Raw genomic sequence first — 13,732 nt, forward strand, 5'->3', positions numbered from 1 at the left:
TACAATGAAAGAGGTGGGAGTTTCATATCCTTAAAACTCCCACCTCTTTTATAATGATTATTCCAACTCCAGCACTTCCACGCTATTGAGTTCCGGACCTCCTCCACGGTTGCCACTCCCCGCTCCGATATACAATTTCCCTTTCCAAAGCGCTGCATTGGTTCCATGACGTCCTTGATTCAATTCGGGTAGTGCTTTCCAAACTTCCGATTTGGTATCAAAAGAGTAGACTTCATCTCTAGCTGGCAGATCACCTGTTTCGCCTCCCAGATAGATCAATTGCTCCTCCCAGACCACCACACCTGGGCCTGCTGACGGAATGGGCAGTTTCACATCTAGGGTCATCCATTCCTTGGCATTCATATCATACACATCAATCTCTGTCACAACAGCCGTAAAAAAAGCCATAAAATTATCCGCTTCGTGATAGCTTGTGTTTCTACCCCCTAGCGCATATAGCTGCTCACCTATTATCACTGCTGCACTGTGATCACGGATATGTGGCACATCTGGTAGCACCTCCCAAGTATTGGTCTTGGTATGATATACATCCATCATTGCATTGGTTCCACTAGTATGACCATTCGTGATTCCGTTGACCAAATAGATATCATCTCCCTGTACAACCACACCTCCTGCCCCCCTTCTTCTTTCTACGGGTATCTCCAGTACGGTTTCCCATTGATCGGTATTCGGATCATAGCTATAGACATGCGTCAAAGGCTGCTCGGTAGGGTAGCCCCCAGTCAATCCGCCGACGACATAAATCCTATCTCCAATCGATACTGGGGTAATGTGATGCATCTCCAATGGAGTAGGCTCGTGATGCTGCCAACTGCTCTTTTCCAAATCTAACGCTTCTACAGGCTTGACCCCTCTGCCCCCTATCAGGTAGAGACTCCCATCATGGATCGTAAGTCCTGACTCATGACGTTTCGTAGCATGACCTTCACACGCTATCGTCTGCCACTCCTGTGACCATGCTACAGAAGCAGACAAATACAAACACACCAAGGCTATTCCTTGTATAATAATTTCTTTTCTTTTCATAAAGTCAATATTAAGGAATTGACAAGAAAAACTCATCCATATATTCCCACACAACGATTTGAGCAATACAGAAAACCATTTGTACAAAAGATAAACTTATTCAAAAATTCCATCCCCCAAATCAAGTACTTTTATTCCCCTATCCACTCCAGCAAGAGACCCTAAATTCATAACATAGACCTGATGATCAGGTAATTAACAAATAACTATGATTATGAAACAGAATTACATCAAAAAACAGATGGATGGAAATCTCCTGTCCAAACGAATGCTAGCAACCCTGGCACTTTTACTCATCTCTCTACTGACATTCGCACAGACGAGTGTCAGTATCTCACCCAAGGTACAGCGCTATGTAGGCAGTGTATCCCAGCTGGATAGAACCAAATACTTTAATATCCATGCAACAAACAACGATAGTGACTTCACCTCTTTCTACAATGACTATAACGTAGGCAAAGGACGTGGATTCTGGGGTCCTTTTTCCTACTCCAACAGCAAAGGCAACCCAGTCGGTAGCTACCCTGCTCCTCAATCCGGAGGAACAGGCGTCCGAAGCGTTAGCCGCTACATTGGTACCGAGCACCCTGCCGCCCCATTCAAAGACGGTCTCAATGTCCAGAATGCTGCCAACTGGGCTGCGGAGTATTACCTAGACTTTGTAGATGCATCGGGTAGACCAGAGTTCTTTGAGCCGATGAATGAGCCCTTCGTCCATGCCAAGGACTTCTACACGGGACCATGGAGCAGCAGCGAGAACGATCGCATTAAACTACAGATGGCTGAGTTGTTCAGTGCCGTGGGTGCCAAGTTCCATGCAACACCAGAACTAGCCAATATGAAAATCCTAGGTTATTCTTCTGCATGGCCTTCCTTAGAACTTAACAATTTTGGTCATTGGGACGAGAACATGAAGATGTTCATGGATGTAGCAGGTGCCAACATGGATGCATTTGCGACTCATCTATATGATGGAGTCAATGTCTCAGGGCAGGACAACAAACGATCGGGCAGCAATTCGGAAGCCATCCTCGACCTGATCGAGACCTACAGCTACACTAAGTGGGGAACGGTCAAACCGCATGCCATCTCTGAGTATGGTGCGATAGAGCAAGGGTATGGAGACAACTACAGCGACATAGCAAGTATCCAGACTGTACGCTCCATCAACCACATGCTATTTAATCTACTGGAGAGAGAAAACAAAATGGCCATCTCAATTCCATTCATCACCGGCAAGGCCGAATGGCACATCACTGCCGCCAACAATTACCAGCCCTATCAGGCAGTCCTCTTCAAACCTACCAATATCGGACAACCCAACCCTGCCGGCTGGGAATATACACCACGTATTCACTTCTACGAGCTGTGGAAAGACGTCAAAGGCAAGCGTGTTTATGTCTCAAGCAACAACCCTGATGTACAGGTGCAAGGCTTTGTAGATGGTAGCAAGCTCTATGTGGCTATCAACAACCTAGACGAAGGCAATGAAACAGTCAACTTAAGCTTTGCCCAGCAAGTATCTGGGTTGCAAAATGTAAAGGTCAAAAGTTTGAAAATCTATGACCAAAGCATGCCTAACATGAGCATTACAACGCAAAGCACAGCCCCTTCGTCCATCACACTGATAGCTGGAGAAACGGTCGTCCTGGAGTACAGCTATGCTAGCAATATCAGTTTTGACAATACCATAAGAAGTAAAAAGTACTATACGAGCAAGCATCTACAAAGCATCCTTGCGAATACCGCTATCAGTTTTACGTTCAACAACGTGACGACTGGTACAGGTACCGCAGTGCTGCACATGGGCATAGGGCGCAAGCACAACAAATCCAAAGCTCCTGAAGTCAAAGTCAACGGTACGACGGTGAGTGTCCCCTCTAACTGGAAGGGCTATGATCAGGCCAATAGAGATGACTTCTTTGGGACGATTGACATCCCTGTCCCTATGAATCTACTGCAAAACAACAATACCATTACCGTTGAGTTCCCAGACAGTGACGGGCATGTGAGTTCTATGATTCTAGAGGTGAGCAAGTACGACCAAGCGGTGAGCGTCACAGACGGCATTGGGCTAGCCTCTCCTCCCAGCGCAATAGAATCCAACACTACGCTCAACTTTACGGTCAACTATTCCGCCAGCACGACTAGAGACCTCATTGTAGAGTTCTGGTCATCTACAGGGTGGCTAGGACAAGGCAAAACAGTGGTAAATGCAGGCAGTGGTTCATCAAGTGTCTCCATCAATCTAAATACCGCTCCCACACCTGGCACTGGCTATGTCATCAAGACCAGTATCAGACCTACCAACGGCAACTGGACTACTGCTCTAGATACAGATCAGGCCAACAACATTACCGTCACAGCTCCATCGCTGCAGACCCCCTACGGAAGCCCCGCTCCTACAGTCCCCGGCAAAGTAGAAGCCGAAAACTATGATGATGGAGGAGAAGGTGTAGCATATCACGACACAGACGCTACTAACAATGGCTCGCAGTACAGAAGTGACGGTGTGGACATAGAGGCTTGCGGTGATACTGGTGGAGGATACAACATCGGTTGGATGAATGCTGGAGAGTGGTTGGAATACTCAGTTAACTTCACTGTGACTCAAAACTATGACTTCTTCCCTCGTTTGGCATCCCTCAATGGCGGAGCACAATACCGTTTTCTAGTAGATGGCGTGGATGTAACTGGGACCAAAAACCTAACCGCCACTGGCGGTTGGCAGAGTTATTCGACACATCACCTCAGAGATATCCATGTAACCAGCGGAACACATATCGTTCGCTTTGAAGTCATCAGTGGTGGCCTCAACTTCAACAACTGGGCAGCATGGCAAGCACAAAATGGTGCCAGAATAGCCCAAGAGTTAAACAAATCAGATCTAGACAACACGCTTTCGGTTTATCCTAACCCTCTCGATCAAGATGTTTTGAACATCAAAATAGAAAACGAGACCATGGAGGGTACGGTATCGATCTATGATATGAATGGTCGACTAGCTTACTATCAAAAAATGGAAGGTAAGACGCTACGTATCCAACGTCAGTTATTGCCACAGTCAGGCATCTATCTGCTTCAATTCCAAAGTAGGAATGGACTGATCTCAAAAAAATTGATTCTAGAATAAACAATTATCAACCGGCTCGAATCAATCAGCCGGTTGATTTCCTTTTCGAAAATTATACTTTTCACATAAACCAATTTAGTTATGAAAATTAAACTATTATCCATCTTAGTACTCCTAGTAGTCACCTGGAGTACCGAAATCCATGCCCGTCAGTATTTTGACAAAAGCAAAGATCTATTGTTAGCCAATTTTGATCTAAAACCAGATGAAGACGACATCCATTCGGCAGCTGCTCTAGCCAGTATGCTACAGCACCCTGATCTATCGGGTATCGAGTACTATGTAGTCGCAGGAGCATACGGTATACAAGGAGGGACCTATATCACCTCAGCAGTCCCTGGGTTTTACAACAGCCTTTTTGGAACTCAAAACCAAAAATGGACGGATGCACACACCAACTGGAGCGCCTCGGTGACGCGTGTGAGAGACAAGGTCAAATCCATACTCAATGCTGGAGGAAAAGTCTTTGTTCAAGAGGCAGGTCAATCGGACTTTACCTACGATTTGTGTCAGGCACTTTTAAATGATGGTGTCACTGCATCCACCGTTTTATCCAAGATCATCGTCGTACAACACAGCCAATGGAACGAAGACCAAGCAACACAATGGAAACTCACGTGGGTCAAAAACAATACGGACTACAACAAGATCGACGATGGCAATAGTTCGAACAATGGCACGCCTGGTTACAACACATCCAATACTACTTGGATGAACCAAGCCAAAGCTTCTGGAAACCCAAACACTGCATCTAAAAACTACTGGACACTGGCAGATCAAATCTGTGACAACTGGAATGCTTCATGGGAAAATCCAAATATCGCTGGCGGTGGTGTGGATTTTTCGGATTGCTCCGAAAACTGGTGGATTTTTGATATCGGTAGTGACGCAGATAACATTAGCAAATTTTGGAATCGCTATGTCATCAATACCCCTACTACTGGTGGCGCAGACGACATCAACTGTAGTCAACTACCTACGAGCTTAGCCTCATCCTCTACTATAACCGTCTCTGTACCCTATACTGCCAGCCAGTCAAGAGATGTAGTGGTTGAGTTCTGGAGCAGCAGCTGGTTAGGTAATGGTAGCACCACTGTCGGTGCAGGAAGTGGTACTGCCACTATCAGCATCAACCTGAGTAGTGCACCTCCCGCAGGCAGCAACTATATTTTCAAAACAAGTATCCGTCCCGTAGGTACCAACTGGCAGCAAAACACCGATTTTTGCCAGATCAACAATGTAACTGTGACTAGCGGCGGAAGCAGCCAATCAGCCTATGGAGGCACTGCTTGGGCTATCCCTGGCAAAGTAGAAGCTCAGAACTATGACAATGGTGGAGAGGGAGTCGCATACCATGACACAGATGCTAGCAACAATGGCGGCCAGTACAGAACCGATGGGGTAGACATAGAGAACACCGGCGACAGCAGTGGCACTTACAATATCGGATGGATGAATACTGGAGAATGGTTAGAGTTCACTACCCAATTCAACTCCAGCATGGACTACCACTTCTACACACGCGTCAGCTCCATCAACGGCAATGGGAAATTCAAAATCCTAGTAGACGGAAATGATGTATCGGGTACCAAATCAGTCCCTAACACCGGTGGGTGGCAGAGTTATACCACTCTCACTACTTCGAATGTCAATATTTCAGCAGGTGTCCACGTCGTAAGGATAGAAGTAGTTTCTGGAGGTATGAATCTCAACTTCTGGTCTGCATGGGCTTCTCCATCTGCTCGAATGATCAGTGAAGTCGAGACAACATTGTCTGAAGACATTGCACAAGTACAAGTATATCCTGTACCCTTGCAACAACATGGGGATCTAACAGTGCAACTGCCAAAGTCACACCAAGGCAGTCAAATCACTCTCTTTGCATTGGATGGAAAACAACTACCAATAAAGTACCATCAAGAGGATGCTAAAATTATCATTGCAAACACTTCAATTCCCAGTGGAATTTCATTTCTCCGAGTCGGAACTAACACGCAAGCCAAAACGATACGGATAAGAAAATAGATGTGTATGAGTTAAAGCATCTAGATGCCTGATTAAAGTCCTAGAAGGAAATACACTTTAATACCTAAAAAAGGCACCGGTTTAGAAATATCACTTCTCTACCTGTGCCTTTTATTATTAAATCATCTACACAGTAAAAGCTGAGTTCCCCCAGCTTTTACTACTAAAATTAACTACTTACTAAATCACTATTTACTAAAAACCTTGGTTCGTAACACTCCATTGTCCGTTCTGACTCGTACAAAAAGCAATGTACTAGAACCAGATAATTGGGACAGAGGTACGTTTATTGTTTTTAAAACCCTGTCTACCTCTTGTACATAGAGCAATTGCCCCGTCATATCTAGTACTTCTACCAGATCAATTCTCACTTCCTGAGTGAACCTTACCGTAACATCTCCGCCCTCTGTAGGGTTTGGGTAAAGAACCCAATCCGCATCATCCAGACTTGACTGAGACGACAATACTTCTGCCGTGACATACACCGAACTATAAGCAATAAGTCCACTAGCAGTCCTAGCAGAAATAATGCTTCTGCCTTCTCCCAGAGTAGTGACCATGCCATCACCATTGACTGACGCCACTGCTTCATTTGAACTGCTCCAGGCCACTTCCTCTGAAGAACTGCTACCGAGGTTTAATTTCAGTTCTACCTCATCACCAACCCCCAGATTCATGACTTCAGGACTCAAGCTAATTTCATCACTCGCCAACGATGCATTATCCAATGTAGTTTGTAACACAACCGAACTCACTTGTCCGCCCCCATCAGGAAATGAGAGAGAGACAATATTCTGTCCTGCAACAAGTAGATCACGTGAAAAAGGCACCTCTATCAATCCAAAAAAGTCTTCTCTATCTGCTTGGTCATAACCTTTCCAATTGTCGGGGACATCTACCTTGATACCATTGATCAGAATTTCGGGCTTTTTCGAACGATCATGCTTACGTCCAATCCCAAAATTGAGCTGCGCACGACCCTCTCCCAGTTTCACATCTTTGAACTGATAAAAAATAGGCGTATTGGCGGCAATCCCTTCGACAACTCGATTGTTATAGTACCTACGTGTCGTTATTGTATGCTCAAATTGATCTACGGCTTCTCCTAACTTGATGACCAACATAGAAGTTTGCCCTCCTATCATTGAAATATTTTCAGGTAATTCAGCTAATACTTCATCCTTATATTCATGTGCTTTGTCAGCATATATTTTGATCGAGCGATGCCTAACCTCTGCGGTTGTAGGTAGGCCTGCTAAAAAATTTAAATTCACCTCTTCGGTACCGTCAGATAGATTATTCAGTCCAACATAAAGAACATTTTCATCCAAGAAAGCCACCGTCTGAATATCAAAATTATCTGAAGTAACATCCACACGCTTGCCAGATACGTCTTTCCATATTTCATAAAAAGTCACCCTAGGAGTATACTCCCACCCCTCTACGGTAGGCTCTCCTATATTGGTAGGTTTCCAGAGTACCGCTCCATAGGGTTGATAGTTGTTTTCTTCTGTGATATGCCATGTGGCCTTTCCTGTAATAAATGGAATGGACACCTCGATACGGTCATCACGATTGAGTAGATTAAAGAGTATTTGATTAATAGATTTTACGGTTTGAACAGACGCTATATCACTATAATCATCTCCATAGCCATCTTCAATACCGCCATACTCAGAAATAGCATGAGGTTTCACTTCCCCCCATTTAGCAAAGCTATAAGACTCGATCAAGTCCAATATTGCTTCTGAATTACTTCCTGACCTTCGGGTATTTTGGCCTTCCACATTGATACCATCATACAGATGTGTAGAAAGTGCATCCATGTGTTCCCCAGCTATATCCATAAAGGATTTCATATTCTCTCCCCAATGTCCAAAACCATCTAGTTCCATTGATGGCCAAGCTGCCGAATATCCGATCACCTTCATATTGGCTAATTCAGGGGTCTCATGGATACTCTTACCTATTTCTCCATACATTTGAGACATTCCTTTCTTGATTCGAACATTTTCTGCAGTATTCCATCCACCATCATAAAACTCGGATGCATGAACAAAGGGCTCATTCATCGGTTCAAAATACATAGGGCGATCACTATCACCTACCCAGTTTTTGTAGTACTCTGCAGCCCATTCACCTGCTGACACAGGATCCAAGCCATCTACATAGGCATTGTATGGGTGCTCCGTGGATATGTAACGTGTGACAGCTCTGACAGTATTGTCCGTATTGGATTTTGGATTAGGGTATTCTCCCACCTCCTGAGTTTGCCCCTTGGCATGGGAGAATGGCCCCCAAAACCTCCGTCCCTCTACTACATCATAGGTAGACTTAAACTCTTGCGCTTCTACGTCATTTCCCGTGTTATGATAAGCAAAGTATTTTTCTCTATGCAGTTCATTTTCATCTCCTAGGTACCAAAGTGTGTTTACATCTACGACAACTTTCGTCTGACCATAGCAAACATGTGATGCTACAACCCCTACCAAACACAACAATACACCCACAATACACAACCGTAATTTTTCTTTCATATGCTATTGAAATTATATTAAAACAACCTTAGGTCAGGTGGTATAATGTACATCAAAGTACGCATGCAATTTAGTTGTTAGGCTACTGAGAAGGGAGTGGTATTTTACTTCAAAATTAGGGGGGGGATTGGCTAAAAAACTGCTAATACAACTCTCTATAGCAATATTCAACACCTGTGTAAAGCAAAAGAGCCACTACATTTATATGCAGTGGCTCTTTACAACTACTCGCTACTTTATGGTCTCATTCCTCTAATATCCAAAGGATCATCGTAGTGAGCCTGCAAAACCAATAGCTCATCAAACAAACTGGCTACTTTCCCCTCATACTCAGGCGTGTCTGCTAGGTTGGTCATTTCTTCTGGATCATTGTTGAGATCAAAAAGCAGAAGCTTCGCTGCTTTAGGGTAAGCCACTAGCTTATACCCATCCTTCCTAACGCTTCGTTGCTTGTCGACATACGCCCCGTAGATGGACTCATAGTTTGACTGCACCTGCTTCCCACTGATCAGTGGCATGACACTATTAAACTCTACATAACTCGGTTTTTCTATTCCTGCCAAATCAAGAGCGGAAGCCATCACATCCTGCAAATAGATATCTGTATCTATCTGTCGTCCTTGAGGGACATCTGGCCCCACTACCATAAAAGGAGGCCGCACACTATGGTCATAGAGACTTTGCTTGCCGATCAACCCATGCCTACCCATGGCCAAACCATGATCTGCGGTAAAAAAGATATAGGTATTCTCCATCTTTCCACTTGCCTCGAGGGCATCCAAAATTTGTCCAATTTGATCATCTAGATGACTAATCAATGCATAGTATTCTTTAATATGGGTCTTGGTAGCAAACTCCGTTCGTGGAAAAGGAGCCAATGCTTCGTCGCGCAAAGATGGGCCATTGCCTATCAAATCTTGGTATGGATATACTGGCACCCAGCTCTCTGGAAGCGTAATATCCTCTACCTCATACATCTCTTGATAAGCTGTTGGGGCTTGTCTAGGATCGTGGGGTGCATTGAAGGCCAAATACATAAAAAAAGGATTATCCTTTTGGGTCGCTTGATCGATAAAACCTAAAGCATCCTCTTTCAGTACTTCACTCCAATGACGACCTCCAGCCCAGTAGCCTCCCATAGCAGGGTCATCAGGACGCCATGCGGTATCTTCAGCATTCTGCGGTCTGTTGTAGCCTAACGGCATGACCTCTTCTGAGGTTTTGAGTCCTTTATCCACCAGTTCCGCAAATTGCTCAACCATCTTAGCGTGATCCCAATGATCTTTTGGCATTCCTGGACGAACGTCTACAGAGACATCAAACACTTTGGATGCTGGTGCATCTACATGCCATTTGCCAGTCATGTAAGTATCATACCCCGCCTGTTTCATAAGACGCCCCCATGTCATATCTAGAGAATCTCCATTTTTCCATTGCTCTCTAAACTGATTGACTCGCCATACTGAGCGTCCAGACACCATCTGTGCGCGTGAAGCGGCACATACAGCTCCATTCCAAGCCCCCATATTGTATGCGTGTGTAAAGGTGGTTCCTTCCTTGACCAATCTGTCCATATTAGGAGTAACAATCTCCTCATTGCCTAGCGCATGGACCGCATCGTAAGTCTGGTCATCTGTGAATATGAAAACGATATTTGGCTTCTCACTTATCTTTTCTGGCGGTTGACATCCACTAACCACCAGCAGCGAGAGCAACACGAGATACATTCCTTGTTTCATCATAACTTCTAAAAAATTATTTTAATTCTAAAGGGGTTGTACTACCATACCCCTTGCCACGGATGGCCTCAAAATCCGTCAACATTTGCTGCAGCTTTTCGGAGTTCTGATCTGCTAGATTCACTTGTTGAGCTTGATCTTCAGTCAGATTGTATAGTTGGAACTCCTTCGCGTTTCCTAGCTCTATGTTGACCTGAGTATTGACAGAATTACCTTCATACGGAGGGATCATCACCCAGTCTCCTTGTCGGAATGCCGTACGAGAAGTCGCCTCTAACACTAAGTTATCACGTCCATCTTTGGACTGTCCCAACAGCGCAGGCAAGAAATTTTGGCTATCCGAACTACTAGGTTCACCTCCAGTCAGCTCTGCCAGTGAAGAATAAAGATCCAACTGGCTCACTATTGCATCGGATACTACTGGTAGTATATTACCTTTCCAGTAGGAGATAAATGGCACACGAGTACCTGCTTCAAACAAACTATATTTCCCTCCTCTTAAGCCCCCTCTAGGGTCATGTTCACCGAGTAGCTCTACAGACTGGTCGTTGTAACCATCATTAAGTACCGGGCCATTGTCGCTAGTCAGTATAATCAAGGTGTTTTCCAATATCCCCTCATCTTCGAGCGTCTTGACGAACTCACCGATCATCCAGTCAGCCTCTAAGATTACATCGCCTCTAGGCCCCATACCTGACTTACCCACGAACCGCGCGTGTGGGGTACGTGGTACATGCGGTTGCTGCATCGCGTAGTAGAGAAAGAAGGGTTCGTCTTTGTGTCCCTTGACATAGGTCTGTGCATGCGCCAAAAAATTATCCGCCATATCTTCATCTTTCCATTTTGCACTCTCCCCACCCGTCATGTACCCGATTCGTGGGATACCGTTGACTATACTATTGTTGTGACCGTGGTGCCAAGTCAGCTTCAAGAGTTCGGGGTTATCCTTGCCCGTTGGCTCTCCTTCGAAGTTTTCCTTATAATTGATCTGAATGGGATCAGTAGGATCAAGGTTTTCCACTTTTCCATTTTCAATATATACCGTAGGTACTCTATCCTGTGTGGCTGCCATGATATAGGCATAGTCAAAACCCACTTGATTTGGACCAGGACTAATATTTTGGTTCCAATCCACATTCCCACTACCTAATCCTAAGTGCCATTTCCCGACGATTCCTGTATGGTATCCTTGCTTTCGAAGCATCTTAGGGATAGTCTCCTGTGCAGTATCAATCAACAATGGTGCAGTACCAGGAAGAATCTCAGCACCTTTTTTTCGCCATGGATATTGTCCAGTGAGCAAAGCATAGCGACTAGGTGTACAAGTAGCTGAGGTGGCATAGCCCTGTGTAAACCTAACCCCTCCATTAGCCAACTTATCGATATTGGGGGTAATGATTTGAGTGGCTCCATAAGCACTCACATCCCCGTACCCCAAATCATCGAGATAGATTACTACGATATTGGGTGGGGTGCTATTATCTACATTGGATTCCCCGGACTGTGAACTGTTGCATGCAGCTAAAAAACCTAATAAGGTAATGGTTACAAATACTGTTATTCGTCGTTTCATTGTTGATTTTATTTCGTTTCGATTGACTGGCCTGATTGAAGTTGACTATCAGCTGTATAGCGGTAGACTGCTGCTCTCCCTTCCTCTCTTGCCTTTCTGATTTCAGAGTTCCAGACTCCTCTTAGTTCGTTCAGTTGATCTGCGTATTGCTGATCCTGTACGAGATTCGTTGTTTCCATCGGATCTATGCTCAAATGGTAGAGTTCTTCGTAAACCACTTCTTCGCCTTCCAAAGGTGCTTCTACATACTGCCTGTACATCGCTATGTCAGGATCATGTACTGCATACAGCATTTCATTGACACTCATGCCTAGCTCTTTTGCTGTTTGTATTTTTCTCAAAGCAGGCAAATTGTGATTGGCATAATAACGTATATACTTCCATTCCTTGCTCTGTACTGCCTCACACCTTGGGTTTCCAAACTGCGTAGACCATAGGTTTTCTGTGTACACATAGTCTCTGACCTCATCATTCGATCCGCTAAGCGTACTTGTCAAATCCTTTCCTTGAAAAGACCCAGGCGCTTCTATATGTGCCATCGATAGCATCGTCGGAGCGATATCAATACTTTGTACTAGATGATCTAATCGCAATCCTTTATTTTTTCTTTTGGCCTTTGGGTTATAAACAATCAAAGGCACTTTCGTTGTTTTTTCATAACACAGTGCCTTACCTCCTAAGCCAAACTCCCCCATAAAAAGCCCATGATCGGAGGTGAAGATGATAATTGTATTTTCCTCCAGATTCATTTCCTTCAATGTTGCGCGTAAGCCTCTCATTAACCGATCTATACCTGTCATTGCCTGCATCTGTCGAAGATACATTTCTCTCACTTCCGCTGGTGAGTCCACATAATCATAGCCAGTCTGCCGGTTATCCGCCATCAGCAAGTGCTGTGGCAACTTGGGAACGCCAATATCCTCTTTGGCTACATAATGCGGAGGCAAAGGAATCTCTCGATCACGGTACAGACTCTTGTATATCTCATCATCATTATCCCTCATTTGCATGGATCGTGTACCTGCACCGTGAGGGAGATTAAGACAAACGGACAACACAAAAGGCTTATCCTTTGGTCTTTGCTCCAAAAACGTGATAGCTCCCTCCATCTTTTTGGCATTCGGATCGAGAAAATCCTCAATTCCTTCTCCCACGATTTCTATCTGCGTATCGGACTGGGCATCCTCAAATATCTTGTGTCGATCTTTTGGGTAGAATCCCAAATGTCCATGTCCTGCATACCAATAATCGAAGCTTTCTTCCATCACTCCGCTTTCATACCCTCCCTGTCCGATAGGTGTATGATTTTTACCAACCCAGCCTGTGTAGTAACCATTTTTTCGCATCACCATGGGGTAACTTTTACTCCACGCTTCATCAGACACACTGGTACCAGAGTTAAAATTAACTCCATGCTTTCTTTCATACTGACTAAGTAATATGGACACCCTACTCGGAGTACAGATCGCACTGGTCACGTGCGCATTGGTAAACAATACACCCTCATCAGCCAACTGGTCTAGATTCGGTGTCTGCACAATTTCGTTTCCAGTACAGCCCATCATACCATAGGGCTGATCATCAGTCAATATGAAGACAAAATTGGGTCTATCTTGAGCACATAACACGATATTCATGAGTACCAAACACATGCCTATTAGATATCTCATTGTAT

7 protein-coding genes are annotated in these 13,732 nt (G+C 44.6%); 2 read left to right on the forward strand and 5 right to left on the reverse strand.

What is annotated here, in order from left to right; all coding sequences use genetic code 11:
* Nucleotides 1-57: 57 nt before the first annotated feature.
* Nucleotides 58-1,050, reverse strand: a complete 993-nt coding sequence (locus tag BGP76_RS09130) for a kelch repeat-containing protein (protein WP_158584193.1) — start codon at nt 1,048-1,050, stop codon at nt 58-60.
* 214 nt (nt 1,051-1,264) lie between these two features.
* Between BGP76_RS09130 and BGP76_RS09135 the strand changes: the two genes are divergently transcribed.
* Both BGP76_RS09135 and BGP76_RS09140 read left to right on the forward strand, forming a co-directional pair.
* Nucleotides 1,265-4,183 carry a carbohydrate-binding domain-containing protein gene (locus BGP76_RS09135; RefSeq protein WP_119844435.1) on the forward strand — a complete coding sequence of 973 codons (2,919 nt, stop codon included), beginning with the start codon at nt 1,265-1,267 and terminating at the stop codon, nt 4,181-4,183.
* 81 nt (nt 4,184-4,264) lie between these two features.
* Nucleotides 4,265-6,208 (forward strand): carbohydrate-binding protein, encoded by a 1,944-nt coding sequence (locus tag BGP76_RS09140; RefSeq protein ID WP_119844436.1) that lies wholly within the window; start codon nt 4,265-4,267, stop codon nt 6,206-6,208.
* Between the two features lie 188 nt (nt 6,209-6,396).
* Here the strand turns inward: BGP76_RS09140 and BGP76_RS09145 are convergent, their stop codons facing one another.
* From BGP76_RS09145 to BGP76_RS09160, 4 genes are all read right to left on the reverse strand, one after another.
* Nucleotides 6,397-8,745, reverse strand: coding sequence for a T9SS type A sorting domain-containing protein (locus tag BGP76_RS09145; RefSeq protein WP_119844437.1), 2,349 nt, complete (start codon nt 8,743-8,745; stop codon nt 6,397-6,399).
* 236 nt (nt 8,746-8,981) lie between these two features.
* Nucleotides 8,982-10,487 carry a sulfatase-like hydrolase/transferase gene (locus BGP76_RS09150; RefSeq protein WP_221409868.1) on the reverse strand — a complete coding sequence of 502 codons (1,506 nt, stop codon included), beginning with the start codon at nt 10,485-10,487 and terminating at the stop codon, nt 8,982-8,984.
* 13 nt (nt 10,488-10,500) lie between these two features.
* Nucleotides 10,501-12,057, reverse strand: coding sequence for an arylsulfatase (locus BGP76_RS09155; RefSeq protein ID WP_119844438.1), 1,557 nt, complete (start codon nt 12,055-12,057; stop codon nt 10,501-10,503).
* Between the two features lie 8 nt (nt 12,058-12,065).
* Nucleotides 12,066-13,727: a sulfatase-like hydrolase/transferase gene (locus BGP76_RS09160; RefSeq protein ID WP_119844439.1), complete on the reverse strand. Its 1,662-nt coding sequence runs from the start codon at nt 13,725-13,727 to the stop codon at nt 12,066-12,068.
* Nucleotides 13,728-13,732: the final 5 nt, after the last annotated feature.

The organism is Reichenbachiella sp. MSK19-1, assembly GCF_003590315.1.
GTDB classification, from domain to species: Bacteria; Bacteroidota; Bacteroidia; order Cytophagales; family Cyclobacteriaceae; genus Reichenbachiella; species Reichenbachiella agariperforans.